The 17,063-nt window shown below is 35.4% G+C and carries 19 protein-coding genes; 4 read left to right on the top strand and 15 right to left on the bottom strand.

Annotation, left to right across the window (positions count from 1 at the left end; genetic code table 11):
• Positions 1–11 precede the first annotated feature (11 nt).
• The 3 genes from KD050_RS19965 to KD050_RS19955 are packed head-to-tail and all read left to right on the top strand — an operon-like array spanning position 12 to position 3,155.
• Positions 12–788 (top strand): enoyl-CoA hydratase/isomerase family protein, encoded by a 777-nt coding sequence (locus tag KD050_RS19965; RefSeq protein WP_211894040.1) that lies wholly within the window; start codon positions 12–14, stop codon positions 786–788.
• 12 nt (positions 789–800) lie between these two features.
• The gene (locus tag KD050_RS19960; RefSeq protein WP_211894039.1) at positions 801–1,937 is read left to right on the top strand and encodes an alpha-hydroxy-acid oxidizing protein; all 1,137 of its coding nucleotides are present in this window, start codon (positions 801–803) and stop codon (positions 1,935–1,937) included.
• A gap of 24 nt (positions 1,938–1,961) precedes the next feature.
• On the top strand, positions 1,962–3,155 hold the full coding sequence (locus KD050_RS19955; protein ID WP_211894038.1) for a CaiB/BaiF CoA transferase family protein: 1,194 nt from the start codon (positions 1,962–1,964) through the stop codon (positions 3,153–3,155).
• 185 nt (positions 3,156–3,340) lie between these two features.
• Here the strand turns inward: KD050_RS19955 and KD050_RS19950 are convergent, their stop codons facing one another.
• The 8 genes from KD050_RS19950 to glp are packed head-to-tail and all read right to left on the bottom strand — an operon-like array spanning position 3,341 to position 9,689.
• A complete protein-coding gene (locus tag KD050_RS19950) occupies positions 3,341–5,185 on the bottom strand; it encodes an SEC-C metal-binding domain-containing protein (RefSeq protein ID WP_211894037.1) in 1,845 nt (614 codons plus the stop codon).
• Between the two features lie 50 nt (positions 5,186–5,235).
• Positions 5,236–5,652, bottom strand: a complete 417-nt coding sequence (locus tag KD050_RS19945) for a hemerythrin domain-containing protein (RefSeq protein WP_211894036.1) — start codon at positions 5,650–5,652, stop codon at positions 5,236–5,238.
• A gap of 18 nt (positions 5,653–5,670) precedes the next feature.
• Entirely contained in the window at positions 5,671–6,687 is a 1,017-nt protein-coding gene (gene moaA / locus KD050_RS19940) for a GTP 3',8-cyclase MoaA (protein WP_211894035.1), read from the bottom strand.
• A gap of 16 nt (positions 6,688–6,703) precedes the next feature.
• Positions 6,704–7,261 (bottom strand): molybdenum cofactor guanylyltransferase, encoded by a 558-nt coding sequence (locus KD050_RS19935; RefSeq protein ID WP_211894034.1) that lies wholly within the window; start codon positions 7,259–7,261, stop codon positions 6,704–6,706.
• Positions 7,261–7,494: a molybdopterin converting factor subunit 1 gene (gene moaD / locus KD050_RS19930; protein WP_211894033.1), complete on the bottom strand. Its 234-nt coding sequence runs from the start codon at positions 7,492–7,494 to the stop codon at positions 7,261–7,263. The genes KD050_RS19935 and moaD overlap by 1 nt, the downstream gene beginning before the upstream one ends.
• Complete coding sequence (locus tag KD050_RS19925) at positions 7,491–7,937, bottom strand: molybdenum cofactor biosynthesis protein MoaE (protein WP_305080229.1); 447 nt, start codon at positions 7,935–7,937, stop codon at positions 7,491–7,493. Before KD050_RS19925 ends, moaD begins: the two co-directional genes overlap by 4 nt.
• Positions 7,924–8,445 (bottom strand): molybdopterin-guanine dinucleotide biosynthesis protein B, encoded by a 522-nt coding sequence (gene mobB / locus KD050_RS19920; RefSeq protein ID WP_211894032.1) that lies wholly within the window; start codon positions 8,443–8,445, stop codon positions 7,924–7,926. Before mobB ends, KD050_RS19925 begins: the two co-directional genes overlap by 14 nt.
• Positions 8,433–9,689 (bottom strand): molybdopterin molybdotransferase MoeA, encoded by a 1,257-nt coding sequence (glp, locus tag KD050_RS19915; RefSeq protein WP_211894031.1) that lies wholly within the window; start codon positions 9,687–9,689, stop codon positions 8,433–8,435. The genes mobB and glp overlap by 13 nt, the downstream gene beginning before the upstream one ends.
• A gap of 128 nt (positions 9,690–9,817) precedes the next feature.
• Between glp and moaC the strand changes: the two genes are divergently transcribed.
• Positions 9,818–10,303, top strand: a complete 486-nt coding sequence (gene moaC, locus KD050_RS19910) for a cyclic pyranopterin monophosphate synthase MoaC (RefSeq protein WP_211894030.1) — start codon at positions 9,818–9,820, stop codon at positions 10,301–10,303.
• 13 nt (positions 10,304–10,316) lie between these two features.
• Here moaC and KD050_RS19905 read toward each other — a convergent pair whose 3' ends face one another.
• From KD050_RS19905 to KD050_RS19875, 7 genes are all read right to left on the bottom strand, one after another.
• On the bottom strand, positions 10,317–10,814 hold the full coding sequence (locus tag KD050_RS19905; RefSeq protein WP_211894029.1) for a MogA/MoaB family molybdenum cofactor biosynthesis protein: 498 nt from the start codon (positions 10,812–10,814) through the stop codon (positions 10,317–10,319).
• A 20-nt stretch (positions 10,815–10,834) separates the two neighbouring features.
• Positions 10,835–11,854, bottom strand: a complete 1,020-nt coding sequence (locus KD050_RS19900; RefSeq protein WP_211894028.1) for a ThiF family adenylyltransferase — start codon at positions 11,852–11,854, stop codon at positions 10,835–10,837.
• A gap of 123 nt (positions 11,855–11,977) precedes the next feature.
• The gene (locus KD050_RS19895; RefSeq protein WP_211894027.1) at positions 11,978–13,492 is read right to left on the bottom strand and encodes a nitrate/nitrite transporter; all 1,515 of its coding nucleotides are present in this window, start codon (positions 13,490–13,492) and stop codon (positions 11,978–11,980) included.
• Between the two features lie 862 nt (positions 13,493–14,354).
• A complete protein-coding gene (locus tag KD050_RS19890) occupies positions 14,355–14,879 on the bottom strand; it encodes a hemerythrin domain-containing protein (protein WP_211894026.1) in 525 nt (174 codons plus the stop codon).
• An 18-nt stretch (positions 14,880–14,897) separates the two neighbouring features.
• Complete coding sequence (locus tag KD050_RS19885) at positions 14,898–15,545, bottom strand: response regulator transcription factor (protein ID WP_211894025.1); 648 nt, start codon at positions 15,543–15,545, stop codon at positions 14,898–14,900.
• Between the two features lie 4 nt (positions 15,546–15,549).
• Positions 15,550–16,605 carry a sensor histidine kinase gene (locus tag KD050_RS19880; protein WP_370627148.1) on the bottom strand — a complete coding sequence of 352 codons (1,056 nt, stop codon included), beginning with the start codon at positions 16,603–16,605 and terminating at the stop codon, positions 15,550–15,552.
• Positions 16,602–17,060, bottom strand: coding sequence for a GAF domain-containing protein (locus tag KD050_RS19875; RefSeq protein WP_211894024.1), 459 nt, complete (start codon positions 17,058–17,060; stop codon positions 16,602–16,604). Before KD050_RS19875 ends, KD050_RS19880 begins: the two co-directional genes overlap by 4 nt.
• Positions 17,061–17,063 lie beyond the last annotated feature (3 nt).

Below are 17,063 nucleotides of genomic sequence, written 5' to 3'. Positions count from 1 at the left end.
GAGGCTCCAAAATGACAAATCTATTATATGTAGAGCGCAATGGTTCTATTGCGACTCTTGTCTTTAATCGAGCGGATAAGAAGAATTCATTCTCCCTCGCTATGTTTAAACAATTAGGTGAATTATTGGATGAACTGGAGAAAGATCATCAAGTTAAACTATTAATACTTAAAGGAGCGGATGAAACTGCATTCTCCTCTGGTGCAGATATAACTGAGTTTCTAGAAATTCGCTTCTCTGCCCAAAAAGCAAAGGATTATAATGATGCTACACTTGAATCTATTGAAAAATTATATCGGTTCCCTAAACCTACCATTGCACTCATCAAGACGTTAGCCATTGGTGGTGGATTAGAACTTGCTAATTCCTGCGACTTCCGATTCGCATCTTCGGGTAGTAAACTTGGCATAACCGCTGCAAACATAGGCATTATTTATAATCTTGTTAGTACAAAACGTTTAGTAAATCTCATCGGACCTACAAAAGCAAAAGAGTTGTTATATACAGCAAAACTAATTACAGCCGAAGAAGGAAAAGAAATCGGCTTAATTGACTATGTTTATCCGATGGAAGTTTTAGAGGAAAAATGTCTGGAGTTTGCTGGTCAAATTATTCGTAAGTCTTCCGTTGCCAATAATGGTATTAAACAAGTAATCCAAGCAATTATTGATGGAGATAACGAAGAAACAAAAGAGATTGAGGAGCTTATCTTAGAATCCTTTAGCTCCGATGACTATAAAGAAGGCATCCAAGCATTTTTAGAAAAAAGAAAACCAAATTTCTCTTAAGAGGTGTTCCATATGTCCACTAATGATTTATTATTAAAAAATATCGAGGCGAACATCCAATATCCGATTAATTTTGCCGAATTAGAAGAAGCCGCAAAGCAAACATTAGAACCCGGTCCTTTCGGGTACATTCGTTCTTCTGCTGGTGGTGAAGAAACCTACAGAAAAAATACGGATTCCTTTTTAAAGTACTCCATCATTCCCCGTTTTTTAACGGATGTATCTACTTTAAATACAGAGGTAACTATTTTAGGACATACATATCCCCACCCCCTTTTCATTGCCCCTGTTGGTGTGAATAAAATAGCCCATGAAGACGGCGAATTAGCTGTTTCCAAAGCAGCTGCAAAATTTAGATTTCCATATATTCAAAGTACGGTGTCCAGCTATTCTATAGAGGAAATTGCCGCTGAAACAAAAGGTAGTTCAAAATGGTTCCAATTATATTGGTCCTCTCAAAATAAAGAAATCTCCTTTAGTATGGTAAAAAGAGCTGAAGCAGCAGGCTATGAAGCAATTGTATTAACAGTCGATACAACGATGCTTGGTTGGCGAGAGGAAGACGTTCGCAATCAATACTCTCCATTAAAACGTGGTTTCGGACAAGGAAACTATGCATCAGATCCAGTATTTATGGCATCATTGGTTGATCATTCTCAAGAAACTATCGTAAATAATATTATAGAAAATATATACCATCCTACTTTAAATTGGACGAACATTTCAGAGTTACGTGAGCATACAACTTTACCAATTCTAATAAAGGGTATACTTCACCCTGAGGACGCTAAACTTGCAATCGAAAAAGGAATAGACGGAATAATTGTTTCTAATCATGGAGGTCGTCAATTAGATGGGGTTATTGCGAGCATCGATGCCCTTCCAGAAGTAGTTCGAGTAGTAAATGGACAAATTCCTGTTTTATTCGATAGTGGAATAAGAAGAGGTTCTGACGCAGTAAAGGCTTTAGCACTTGGAGCAACTGCAGTTTGTATAGGGCGACCTGTAATTTGGGGGTTAGCATCTGGTGGTGAAAGCGGTGTGGAAAGAGTTTTAGAGAACTTTTTACAAGAGACCCGAGTTTCCATTTCATTGAGCGGTGCTCGTAATTTAGAAGAAGTAAAGAAACTTCAACTATTTAAAGATTAAGGGAAAAATAAGGTGGTATAAACGATGGAGCAAGCATTAAAAGGTATGAAAGTACTTGATTTATCACAGGTTCTCGCTGGACCCTATTGCACGATGGTTTTAGCAGATATGGGTGCAGACGTTATTAAAGTGGAAAAATATCCAAATGGTGATGACACTAGAAGCATGGGGCCATATATAAACGAAGAAAGCTATATGTATATGATGGTAAATCGTAATAAACGCGGGTTATGTCTGAATTTAAAGACAGATCAAGGTCTAGAGGTACTTTATAAACTCATTAAAGAAGCGGATGTTTTTATAGAAAATTATCGTCCAGGTGTTACGAAGAAACTTAGAATTGATTATGATACGTTGAAAGCTATAAATCCGGCTTTGATCTATTGTTCTATTTCCGGTTATGGTCAAACAGGACCATATAAAGATAAGGGTGGCTATGATATTATGGCCCAAGGACTTTCTGGACTGATAGATATGACTGGAGAAAAAGCTGGAAATCCTGTCAAAGTAGGTATTGCAATACATGACATAGCAGCTGCACAAACAGCCATCCAATCTATTTTATCCGCCTATATTTATCGTTTGAAAAAAGGCATAGGACAATATATTGACGTCTCCCTAGTAGATTCGGGTCTAGCATGGACTGTGTGGGAAGCAGCAGCCTATTTTGGTAAAGGTGAAGTACCCCAAAGAAATGGCACAGCACATCGTGTTTCTGCACCCTATCAAGGCTATAAAACACAGGATGGATTTATCCTTATTGGTGCAGGAAATCAGAAGCTTTGGGAAAATTTTTGCCTACTCGTTGTCCATAAACCAGAATGGCTAACGGACGAACGATTTTTAACAAATAGTATTAGAGCAAAAAATGCTAGTCAACTTGAAATAGAAATAGAGGAAGTATTAAGCGAACACCCCTCCTCCTACTGGCTAGAGTTATTAGATGCTGGTGGCGTCCCTTCTGGACCTATTTATTCGTATGATCAGACGTTGAATGATGAACATATACTATCGAGAGAAATGATATTAGATTACGAGCATCCTGTAGCAGGAGCGATGAAAACAATTGGTTTTCCAGCTAAATTCTCAGAAACACCCGGGCAAATCAGACACGCAGCTCCTCTGCTTGGTCAGCATAACAAAGAAATTCTTACTGAGCTTGGATACACAGAAGACGAAGTACAGACATTTATGTCCGATAAAATCATGAATAGGTAATTCGTTAATCTTGGAATTCAACCGATTGATGGTGATATTTAACCGATTGTAGGTAATATTCGACCGATTCTTCATGTTATTCAACCGATTCACCATTTTTGGGGGGGCAAATCGATCAATCCCCCAAGTTTTATGAACACTATCAAAGTCTAACTAGAAAAAAGACCGATTGCTCTGCAATCGGTCTAAATTATTGGCTGCAATAATGTCCAAATTACTTTCCCTTCTTCGGGACTGTCTGGAGTAATAGCAATAGAATTTGGATACGGTAAAACTGGTGCTTTTATACGATAATAGTTCGCTACATATGCATTATCCTCAATAGCCAATTCGTAAGCATCCTGTGTTTCTTTGGAAAAGAAGCTTTTCTTTTTCTCTATTGTCCAACGGAACCAGCTAAAAAACGCATTATCTGAATCTTGGTAATGACTCATTAGGCTCTCTGCTTCCTCTAATCTGTTTAAAGCGATTAATGTTGCAGCTGCAGGATATCGTACGCCTTGATGATCAGATGGATTTACTTGTAGTATTGTATTGAATAGGTTGAACGCCTCTTTGAATTGTTTCTGTTCAAAACACCATAATCCGTATTTGAACATCGCTCTTAAATAAGGTCTATTCGGTAAATAACCCCAATTGGACTCAAAATTTGGATCAAACTGCTTTTCACCAATACGTATAGCTTCATCAAATAGAGCAGATTGATCTGTTTCTTCTGTATAATCTACTTTTAACAATATCGCATCAATGTTCTGGGGATCACGCGCATAAGCAATAGAAGCCAGTCTCCCTCTTTCCATTAAATCGGTTGAAATATACGCTTCATACGCATATTTTTGTGATGCTTCTTTATTATCTTCGGGATTATATTCTTTGTTTTTGTAAATATCTATATATCTACTCATCTCTTTCTCGTTTTTAATAGAAACTTTACTGAGATGCATACCCATTTTCCAGTTTGAAAACTCTACTTGGTTTGCATCTGTTCCAGCTTCAAACGCAAAAACAGTATTCTGAGTTAGGTCTTCTTTTGAAATTTCATCATCATAAAAATCTGTGAATAATCCTTCATATTTGTTCGCGGTACTAGGTGATACCTCTAAAAATGTGGAGATTTCCTTTTTTGTCCATATATATGGTATGATTGAATTTAGCATACCAAATTGCAAAGCTCCTGCCACTAACGCAGCAGGTTTCTTAATACTCTTTGGAATACCTTTTCTTTGGATAAATTCGATAAAGATGTACATAAGCTTATCACTTTTGACATCCATTTCTACTAAACTACTATGTAAAATAGAAATAACATCCAGCTCATCTTCGCTAAATAGCTCCTCGATGGCAGTTTCTTTATCTCCTAAGATTACATAACATTCAATAATATATTTTTTATAAAAATCTGCGACTGAATGACACTTACTACTGTTATACAAAACCTTCACACGTTCAACTAATGATTCATTTTTCGCTGGGAATACGATTAACGAATTTAATAATTGAAAGTATCGCTCGCGATGCCTGGAGTCTAATAGAAAATATCCGAAAATAAAGTCTCCCACTCCACCTTCGAATGGATTGGATATTTCAATTACTACTTTTTCTTTCGAAAATACATCCAATACTTCAGCTCTATTATTATGGATTTGTGAAATAGTTCCAAGAATTACTTCTGGATTCATCCATCCTTCTAGAACAGTTTGAACTCGTGGTCTTTTCGATTTGGCAGATTCTCGTTCTAAATGCATTTGCCAAATATCTACACGATGATTGAAGTAATAACAATCTCCCATAATGGCACTCACTTTATCATTTTCGAAGCGGTCCGATAAGTACTCCTCTCTGTCACCAATCCATTCATAAATTTCGTTTGTTTCCATTTTAGTAGGGTGAGCATGAAAAAAGTTTTGTAGCACTTGTTGTAATTCTTTATCTACTTCTTCGTCTATTGAAATGATATTTTCATTCTTTAGACAACAAGCTTTATATTTTTTTCCACTATTACATGGACAAGGGTCATTTCTGCCAGTCATTTGTTTAGCTCCTTTACATTGAACTATTCTTTCAATTCGTTACAATTCTATTAAAATAATAGACGTTCCTCGTCTCTACTATGAATTTCATTGACTGTTAGAAGTGCATAAAATCGCTGGATCACGGCCTCATTTAGTCCGTGCTCGCTTCGAATTACCTTTATGTCTTTGGAGATAATCCGGAGTAAATCATGGTCTCTTTCTAGTTTTATAACAACATCTCTTAGAGCTGGATTTTCTTCCACTTTTTCTTGATAGAATCCTGATTCCTCAGCATCCGCATGGCTAATAACTCTTGTCTCCCAATAATCTAATAAGTCATCCGCAGCTAAATTTGCTGCCTCTAACTCTCCTGATTTCAATAATTCTAAAAAATTATTCGTTTTTTGTATTGCCCCTGAAAGTCCACCCTCATGAATAGCATGATGCGAATGTAATTGTTTCAAAGCTGGTCCTGGTTTAGTCATTTTCCCGCTCCTTTTAAATTATCCCCCAATGTAGGACATATTTATTTTCGTACGATTTTTAGCAGTTTCTTCCGTTCTTTCATCAGAATATCGATCTTTTCTACGTTCCCACACATTTCTGATCGCTTCCGCTAACTCATCATCTGTAGCTCCATTTCTTATGAGTTTTCTTAAGTCAAATCCATTAGTAGCAAATAAACATGTATAAAACTTTCCATCCGATGAAAGTCTTGCTCTTGTACAGGACGAACAAAAAGATTCTGAAACAGATGTGATAAAACCTACTTGAGATTCAGATCCTGCATATTGATAACGTTCTGCAACTTCACCAAAATAATCCTTATCTACAGGATCTAAATCGAATTCTTGCTGCAACATCATTAAAATTTGTTTCTTTGTTACTACTTTTTCAAAACTCCAGGCATTATCATTCCCGACGTCCATAAATTCAATAAAGCGGAGTGTAATTCCTTGTTCTTTAAAATACTTAGCCATTGGAATTATTTCTTGATCGTTCACATTTTTTTGGACGACCATATTTACTTTAATTTCAAAGCCAAGTTTTTTTGCAAATTGTATATTTTCTAAAATGAAGGAAGGTTTAATCCCTCTTCCATTGAGATTTCCAAATAAGTTTTCGTCTAATGCATCTAGACTTATATTAAGTCTAGTTAATCCAGCATCTTTCAATTTTTGACCATATTGCTTCAATAATACTCCGTTTGTAGTTAGACCAACGTCTTTAATATTGTCCATACTGAGTAGTTTTTTAACAAGTTCATCTATATTTCTCCGCATTAACGGCTCTCCACCTGTTAAGCGGATTTTTTTTACACCAAAACTCTCAAATATTTTTGCCAATCTTTCCATTTCTTCAAACGTTAATAATTCTTCACGAGGTAAAAATACATAATCATCACCGAAAATTTCTTTAGGCATACAATATGAACAACGGAAATTACAGCGATCGGTTACTGAAATTCGCAGATCTCTCATTGGTCTATCTAATTGATCTCGCAATATATTAACCGACATACATTTCACTTCCTTTTCATAGAGGTTTATTTATATTTTGGAAAACGATAGCTGGTTCCTCACTAATCTGATTTGCTTGTATCCATTCTGTACCGACAGTTGATAAAAATTGCATGACACCTAATTTTTCAGCTATTAAACTTTGGTAAAGTTTTTCTTTTAAACTACTATTCCATATACTTACAAGTGGATGAAATATTTCTTCTTGCTTTACTGCTTTAATATCTTCATTTAAAGGGAAACGTACTAAATTTTTTAACACCTCTTCTGTAATAAAAGGCATATCACATGGTAGTACTATATATTGATCTCCTTTTAATCTGTTCATAGCAGTATATATACCAGCCAAAGGTCCTAATCCTTGAAAACTCTGTTCGTCTGTTAATATGAATAGACTACTTGGAAATAACGGAATTAATTCTTCTCTCGTAATAACTACCACATCATCACATACACTTTCTAATGCTGCATAGGACCACTCATAGAAATACCGATTATTCCATGTTGCGAATGCTTTGGGTGAACCAAATCTCCTAGACCTTCCTCCTGCAAGTAAAATCCCAACAGTCTTCATCAACCGCCACTAACTGGTGGGATTAATGCAATCGTATCTCTCTCATGAATAATATCGTCTAGTAAAGCGTATTCCTCATTGATAGCTACTTGAATTATTCCATCTGCCAATCCTTCATATTTACGCTGAAGTTCCTCTAATAATTGTTTTACTGTTTTTCCTGAAAACACAAACTCTTCTTTATCTGTGCCGGTCTTTTCCTTCAAACCTGCAAAATACAATACCGTAATCATTTTAATTCTCCTTCCACTACTGGCTTCTGTTTTTGGTCTCCTATCCATTCCTGACCATTCTCCCAAATTTCTTTCTTCCATATTGGCACAATTTCTTTTATTCGCTCAATTGCATATTCATTTGCCTCATATGCGACTTTTCGGTGAGGAGATGAAACTGCGATAACAACTGCAATATCTGATATTTCTAATTTCCCTATTCGATGTGCTATAGCAACTTTTGTATTGGGCCACTGTTCTTCAATTTCTTTCCCAATTTGAGTAAGTTTTTTTTCAGCCATCGGTATATATGCCTCATAAGCCAAGTAAATAGTTCTTACTCCCTTTGTCCATTCCCGTACATGACCCGTAAATACGGTTACTGCTCCAGCAGATGCATGTAGCACTGCTTTTCTATAAGTTTCTGGGTCAATTTCTGTTTCAACGATTTCAAATAGTTTCAAGCTTATCTCCACCAATCCAATCTATTAACCATTCTTTTAATAGAACTGTATTTTCTATATGTATCATTGGATAATTTTCTATTTCCAGGTCACCATGTACGATTACACAAACGATATTCTTTAGATGCTGAAGTGTTTCCCAATCCTTTGAATCTTTTAAAATAACTACTTTATGATAATGTTCTTGTTTGTATCCTTCGATGAAAATAACCTCAGGTTCACTGATTTTTACTAATTGTAGTAATTGCTCAAGCTTCCATTCCTTCTTTAATTGATGCATTTGAATCGTTTGATCATCAACTGCAATCGAGCAAGTGGCTCCAGAATGAAAAATTTTCATACTATCTGTCTCATTGCTTGGAAGGTCTAGACCACTAGCATGTCCATGATGCTTAATAACAGCAACCTCTTTTTCTATTGCAACGATTTCCTTTACCCAATTTTCGATTAAAGTTGTCTTTCTACTATTTTTATACCCTACAACTTGTAAAATACTCACAGATTCCATGAAGGCACACCGTTTTCATTACCCAACAAAAGAACATCCACTAGATCACCAGCTACAAAATTACGTGATCCACCTGGTAGTACCATCAATGCATTTCCTCTAGCAATAGACGACACTGCGTTAGATTTGTTAAAGCCTGCGGGAGTTATAATTGCATCATTCCCTTCAAACCTGTACACACTTCGAACAAATCTTGTGAACGGATTAGGCTTTAAAAAGTCCTCTGTTAATTTTGCCTTTGTATGAGTAGTATAGGGAGAATTATTTAGCATCATATTTTCAATAGCTGGTTTTGCAAACAATTCATACCCCGTAAAGCAAGCAGAAGGGTTACCCGAAAGTCCAAACAGTAATTTACCATTTGCAAATGCTGCAGTTGTCACGCTACCAGGTCGCATCGCTACCTTGTTAAATAATACTTCCGCCTGTAGTCTACGATAAATCTCTGGTAAATGATCAAAATCACCTACAGAAACCCCACCTGTAGTTATAACACAGTCAGTTTCTTCCAACGCCGTTTTCACTAGTTGATAACAGCTATCTAAATCATCCGAAAGAATTCCATAATATCTAGATTCAATACCCCGTCTTTTTAACTGAGCTTCAATCATCGGTCCATTACTATTTCGTATTTTTCCTGGTTCTAATTCATCTTCTACCGTTAGAAGTTCAGTCCCTGTGCAAAGAATACCAACAACAGGTTTTTTTCTAACTTTCACTTTTGCATAACCAAACGTCGCTAAAAGTGCTATAGTACCTGGATGTATAAAAGTTCCAGCTGGGATCAACGTTTCGCCTTTTTTCGAGTCTTCACCCTGTAAAGAGACATTTTCAAAAGGTTTAAATGTCTTGCGAATATTAAAGGATTCTTCACTTTCCACTGTTTGCTCAAGCATAACAACGGCATCTGCACCTTTTGGAATAGGAGCACCAGTCATAATACGTACTGCCTCTAATTTACCTAGAGTATGATTAGAAACTTGTCCAGCACCTATATAATCTTTTACTTGAAAGCGAATACGATTATTTCCACTTGCACCGATAGAATCATCGGATCGAATCGCAAATCCATCATACGGTGAATTATTAAATGATGGCACATCATGCTTCGCAATAATCGGTTCTGCTAGAATATAACCATAACTATCAGAAAGAGAGATTTCGACTAAGGGCAAGGAACTAGTCTTTTCCATTACTCGTTGTATAGCATCCTTTACAGGTATTGGTTTTCTGATTTCTACCATTTTTAACAACTCCTTCTACTACACATGCTATAATTTGTTTATCCCGGTTTAACTAACCATCAGTGGGTGATGAAGAAAAACCCCACTGATAGAAGTTTCACTTTATCCCATTTGAAAGGATGTTAATAATGTCAGAACTCACACACTTTAATGAACAAGGTCGCGCAAAGATGGTAGATATTTCGGATAAAAACGAAACTACTAGAACAGCTATTGCCGTTTCCTCCATAACTGTAAATGAATCTATCAAAAGCCAAATCACTGAAGGAACGAATAAAAAAGGAGATGTATTTGCTGTAGCACAAGTAGCAGGAATAATGGCTGCAAAAAATACCTCTTCCTTAATACCAATGTGTCATCCCATTTTCTTATCAGGGATTAACATTACTTTTGAATGGTCTGTTAAAGAAGCATACGTCATTAATATTCGCTCTGAAGTAAAAACAGTAGGTTCCACCGGTGTCGAAATGGAAGCCCTAGTTGCCGCTTCTGCAGCCGCTTTAACCATTTATGACATGTGTAAAGCTTCTGGAAAAGATATGATCATCGGGTCTACCATGTTATTATCTAAAACTGGCGGAAAAAATGGCGATTATCAACGAGAAACTATTTAATAGTTTCTTGTTTTTATTTCGTTAATTCAAATACAATATGTTCTAGCTCTGGAAGTATTAGCTTTGTCATTGCTAACTTGATAGCTCCGACCGATCCTGGAAGAACAAAAACTGCTTTATCATTCACTACACCAGCAACTGCACGACTAAGCATTGCCTTAGTTCCAACATCCTCCGTAAAACTTAGAAAACGAAATAACTCTCCAAAACCACTAATTTCTTTTGTAAAGCTTGGGAGTATAGCTTCAATTGTACAGTCTCTTTTCGCAATACCTGTCCCACCAGTTGTAATAATGACATCTATTTTGTTATTACTTGTCCAAGTTTTGAGTATAGTCTGAATTTCACTTATTTCATCCTTACATATTAACTTCTCCACTACATCGACAGATGCCTGCTCCAATAATTGAGAAATTAAATGACCACCTTTATCTGTTTCCTCTGTTCTTGTATCGCTTATCGTTAAAATCGCAGCTTGTAATGTACGATTCAATGTAAATTTAGTTGACAACTAACCAGCTCCCCATGTATTCATCCAAAAATTTCTGTATACAATCTTCTTCCGAGGTTTACATCTTTAATGCCGTGTATTAATAATCTCCCATCTTCAAACAAAAGCATTCTATAATGTTCCCGTTCAAACTCTACAAAGTAAGGGGTCCTTCTCTTGAATGCATTTAAATTTTTCGCTAATTTTTCTGCATCTTTCAACGTAACTTTTCTATCTGGACTTGGTAAAACTTGCACTGCATCTCTTCCGCATAACACTGCATATTGTGATTGATGATCTCTTTCTAGTGATGGAAAAGTCGCATTTTCACTGCATGTTTCACATGTTTCATTTTTCACTTTTGAAATACCAATATCTAAAAAAGTATTATTCCAACAGTCAAAATGATGAACCTTAGTACGAACAGCTTCATGGTTTCCTGTTAAAAGTTTAAGAACTTCTGCACATTGTGTTGCTGCTGTAATTTGAACTGCAGGTGATATTATTCCAACAGTGTCACACGTTTCATTTACTGTGGGTAAAACTGGAAGTAAGCATCTGAAACAGGCTGTTTGTTCTGGTATAAAGGGAAAAACTACTCCTGAGCTACCAACACATGCTCCATAGATCCATGGAATATTATGCTTATATGCTGCGTCATTGATTAATAGTCTTGTTTCAAAGTTATCGGTTGCATCTATAATTACATCCACTCTTGTTACTAAATATTCTATTAGCAAATGATCTACATTTTGTAAATAAGTATGCAAAACAACACTGGAGTTTATCGATTTTAATCTTTTCTCAGCTGCAACTACTTTTGGAAGCATTTCCCCAGCATCTTCTTCTGTAAATAGTTGTTGTCTCTGAATATTAGATAACTCCACATAATCACGATCGGCTATATGGATAGTTCCAACACCTGCCCTTACCAATGTTTCTGCAATTGCTGAACCAAGTGCGCCACAGCCGATAATTGCAACAGCTGCTTTACCTAAATGTTTTTGACCAGTTGCTCCTATTTTTTTAAATAATAGTTGTCTTGAATATCTTGAATCCATTTAAACACTTCCTTATTATCACTACATTAACTTAAACTAATTTTATCATCATAGCGATAAGCTTTGTAACATCATAATCCATATACTTTATTATTCTTTAAAATAGGGGAAGGCCCCCTATCTTTACGATTGGTTGCCCTCTTCGGTCCGGTGTGCAGTTATATCTGTGAAGGTTCCAACATATCTGACATCTTCGCCTGTTTCATCTTTTACTGCACTAATATTCAACCATTCCAAGTACTCTTCTCCATTTTTTCTACGATTCCAAATTTCACCTTGCCACATTCCATTTTTTTGAATACTTCCCCACATTTCATCGTAAAATGCTTTTTCCTGACGTTTAGATTTTAAAATTCTTGGAGTTTGCCCTATAGCTTCCTCTTCACTAAATCCTGTCAGTTGTGTGAATGACGGGTTTACTGTAACTATTGTACCCGCTGTATTTGTTACCATAATTCCTTGGCCAGTTGATTTAAATACTTCCTGTGCTAGCTTTAATCTATCTTGATAGTACATGAATACTACTAAAACCAAGCTTGCCAATGATACAGAAGATAGGAGCATAAATCCAATTGAATACTGTCCAGTTATCGAGAATATAGAAGCTAATAAGAGTGGTGGGAAAAAGCCTCCTAGACCACCCATCATAGAAACAATACCGTTAGCAATACCTGCTTGTTTGTTGAAATAGAATGGTACCAGCTTGAAAATTACACCATTTCCTATTCCTGCACTAATACCAATTACTATACATCCAATCGTATATAGCATTATTGAAGGTGAAAAAGCTAATAATATTGCAGCAATTGTATAGACCGAAAATACACCCATCAAAAGGAATAGCGGTTGAAATTTATCTCCCAACCATCCACCAACTGGTCTAAAAACTGTTGCAACAGCTATAAATCCAGCAGTTCTTAACCCAGCATCGACTTTATCTAATTCGAAGTTACTTACTAAAAAGTTTGGTAGATAAACAGTAAACGCTACAAACGAGCCAAATGTTATGAAATAGAATAATGAGAAAAACCATAGTTTATCATTTTTCCAAACTCCTTTAATCTGTTCAATAATTGGTGTTTTTACTTTTACTTCGTGTTTATCACCTAAAAAGATATTAATAACGATAAATATCAATAGTAATACTAAATATAATTTTATCGTTAAAGACCAACCTATTTGAGTTGCAATCATTGGAGCTGCAAATGTTGATATCGCAGTACCAATATTACCGGCACCGTATATACCATTCACAAACCCATGCTTTTCTTTAGGATAATATTTTGGTAATGATGTAACACCTACAGAAAAAACCGCTCCCCCAACTCCTAAAAATAATCCCCCAATCATTAAATCTATATAACTAGAGGCTTCACTGATATAAAATACGGGGAACATTAATAATACAAAGCTAATTAGAAATACGAGTCTTGCACCTATTACATTCGCATAATAGCCAAGTGGAATTCGCAATATTGACCCTAATACTACAGGTATAGCAGTTAAAATAGCTATTTTGTCTGCAGGTATATCAATATCTTCTTTAATAAATGGAAGTAAAGAAGAAATGATTACCCAGATCATAAATCCTAAAACTAAGTTCATCGTCTGTAACGGCAATTGGACTTTCTTTATCATTCATATCACCTTTTCTATTTGGTATTGAATGATTCACGTATTGATTCCCTACTATTAGTTTAACTAAATTTTAAATAGTTTCTAATAGGGGACTCCCCTTTACAGCCAAGGGTATTCCCTAAATAATAAGAAAAACCAACCAAAAAGACGCCCGGTCCTTTAAGGTCAAAACCTGTTTCTATCATTTTCGAAGTGGTTTGAACAGACTTGTTGTTATACCCTATTACCGGTTGTTTTTTTGGAGATGCTGGTCGTCTGTTCGTCGCCCTCCTACAACTTTTAGAAACAGGTAAGTGCATTTGGATAACTAGAGAAAAAATACCTTCCTACTCATAGAATAAGCGCCCGAAGATACTATTTCGGGCGCTCCCTCCTTCTTTATTGAGTAAACACTTACTCTTCCTCTAGATCTTCACTATTATAAAAATATATCTACTGTCTTCTTCATCCTTAATTTAGTAACATGAAAATGCTATTAACACTTATTGCAGAGCATTTTTTATACTTTTATCCTGTAACATAGCAATTACAGGATGTTATTATTACTACATTAACTTAAACAAATTCTATTACCTTAGTGACTGTCTATGCTAAATCTTATTACCTGAGTACTACTCCCTATAATGATTGTAGTAGAAGGTGGCGTCTCCAGTAGGATGAGTGAGACAGATGAACCATCACAGGCGAAGACGGAGCGTCGGTGATGGTTCATCGCTCACCCTGCGGAACGCGTCCACCTGAAGAGGAAATCAGCGATATCGTTTTAATTCTTTAAAGTACCTTGAACACCGGATTCGAAGCACGATAATCCATTTAATATATTAAATAGAAAAAAATAACCCATAGAGTGAAATGAGTTATTTTACACAATTAACGTATTCAGTTGTTCCAATAACTTATCCTGATCTACTGCTTTCATCACTTTATCCGTCATCGGAAATAATACAGATTCTTCTTTTACAAAATGAACCATCAACACTTCAAAAGCTTCGCCTGCATCTTTTGCTATCTGTTTCATATCATCTAGACTCAACTGATCCACACCTGTCCGAGTATGATGTAAAAAGTGACCGATATAGGCATCAATTTCTTCATGCTCAGCTTCAATAGTGACAATAGGACCTTGCTCTGTACCGATATAATGTCCTAATAATGGAAAAAAGAACTTTTCTTCTTTATCTGTATGATTTTTAAGAGGCTCTAAAAAATCTATTAACAACTTTCGCAAACTCTTAAACTCTGAACGAGCTTCTATTTCCTCGTAAATATCATTTTCAAAGTTTAGAACGATAGTATGCCATTCATTCATCAAGTGCATTAAATATTGGTGTTCGTTTTCTAAAATTCTCATAGCGGGAACGGGACTTTGGAAATTAGTATTAACCATTATTAAAGACCTCACTTTTTAAAATTCTAATAATTTCTTTTTCAACGCATACTCAACTATCTCTGGACGACTTTTTAAATTTAGTTTTTCCATTATTTTTGCTTTATGTGCTTCTACGGTTTTTACAGATATAAACAGTTTTGCTGCAATATCTTTATTGCCATACCCTTTTGCAACTAACGGTAAAATCTCTATTTCTCTTTTGGAAAGAACACTAAATGGATCGTCGTCTATAATATTTTGATCTTTCTTTATGAATTCTTTTACGAGAGAAGTTGCCATTTTGGGGTGTATATAGGTTCCACCTTTATAAACCATACGTATGGCACTCAAAAGTTCCTCATCTGGTGCATTTTTTAATATGTATCCAGAAGCACCACTTTTCAACACATGGAACATATACTCTTGATCGTCGTACATTGTTAAAACAAGTATTTTTGTGTTCGGAAAATCTTCACTAATTTTACCAGTTGCTATTAACCCACTCTCTCCAGGTGGCATACTTAAGTCAAGGAGAAGTATATCTGGTTGATGCTTAGCAACCATCAAATGTGCTTCTATTCCGTCGGCCGCAGTCGCTACAACTTCCATATCTTCTTGATAGTTTAATATCATCGAAAACCCACTTCGTACAACTGCATGGTCATCTGCAATAACAATTTTCATCCATTTAACGCTCCTTTAGTGGAATATATAGAAGAACTTCAGTGCCCTTATCCTTTGAAGACATAATAGATAATTTACCACCTACAAGTTCTGCCCTTTCCTTCATACCAAACAACCCTAAACCTGTACCTTTTATCACTCTTTTTGTAGTATCAAAGCCAATACCCTCATCTACTATTCTAAGCATTAAATTATCATCTTTCTCATACAGTTCGACCATGACCTCGTCTACATCTGCATATTTTAGTGCGTTTAAAATGGATTCCTGGCATATTCGATAGACAACCGTTTCTATTTCACTAAGAAAACGTTTCCCTTTGATTTCAGAAGTATAATGAACAATTAGACCATAGTTTTTTTCAATCCACTTAAAGTGTGATCTTAGAGCTGCTTCTATTCCTAAATCATCTAATGAGGAAGGTCTTAATTCTACAGACAAATTCCTAATTTCATCTAGCAGTCTAGTTAAGGATGCTTCTATATGTTGAACCTTCTGTGAAACGTCCTCAGGACTTTTCAAATATTTCATAACTCTTAAATCTACTAATGAACTTAATATTTCCTGTGCTACACTATCATGTAATTCTCGAGAAATCCTTTTGCGCTCGTCCTCTTGTGCTTTTATTATTTGTTTAATCGTTGTATTTTTAAATAATAATTCTCTTGTTTCAAGTAACTTGGTTAAATTTCTTAATATAAGTACTTTTGTTCCTTTTTCACTATCAATAGTATGAAAACTTGCTACATAGGGAAGAACCCCTTTATCTTTTGTATCTAAATATACCTGAAAGGAACTGAAATCTTGTTCTGGATTGGTGAAATAGCAATTTTCACAGGAAACTAACTCTGTTGTATTCGTATACCCCTTACAAGTTTGGCAAAGAGACCTTTCTTGACCTTCTAACATTGCATTTATCGCATCAGTATCTAAAATTTCTTTCGCAATAGGATTTAAATGTAATAATTTATTGTCTTTATTAAAAAAGAAGAAGCCTTCAGAACTGTTTTCGTACATTCCTATTAAGCTATCAACTAAATCTGAATGCAAATTATTTGTCAATTCTTAGCCATCTCCTTACCGTAATATTTTGGAAAATCCTTATGAATATTATAAATTATTCGTTCAAATAACTCATTTGTCATTTTATTCTCTTCTCTATACCCTAATAATATTACACCTTGAACTTTATTTTTTTTATAAAGTGGCAGAGCACAAAAACTTTTAATCTTTTCTGAAACAATTATTGGGTAATTAAATAAATCTTTCGAAGGAAATTCAGTGAGGACATTTCGGACAAGCATAGGTTTTCCAGACTTAAAAACTTGACCTGCAACCCCTTTACCGGATTGTAGAACAATTCTTTTCAGTCGATTGTTTATATTTCCAATAGCAAACTGCCATGTCAGCACATATTCCAATTGCGCTGGTTGAATAAATGCTAATGTCACTAAATCTACTTCATACTTGTCTTTAATAGCAGTTATCACTTCTTGAAAATCAAGATCATTATTCATATA

It is taken from the genome of Psychrobacillus sp. INOP01 (assembly GCF_018140925.1).
Taxonomy (GTDB): domain Bacteria; phylum Bacillota; class Bacilli; order Bacillales_A; family Planococcaceae; genus Psychrobacillus.
The sequence above is the reverse complement of the archived record's forward strand: the minus strand, read 5'-3'. Positions and strand labels throughout refer to the sequence as shown.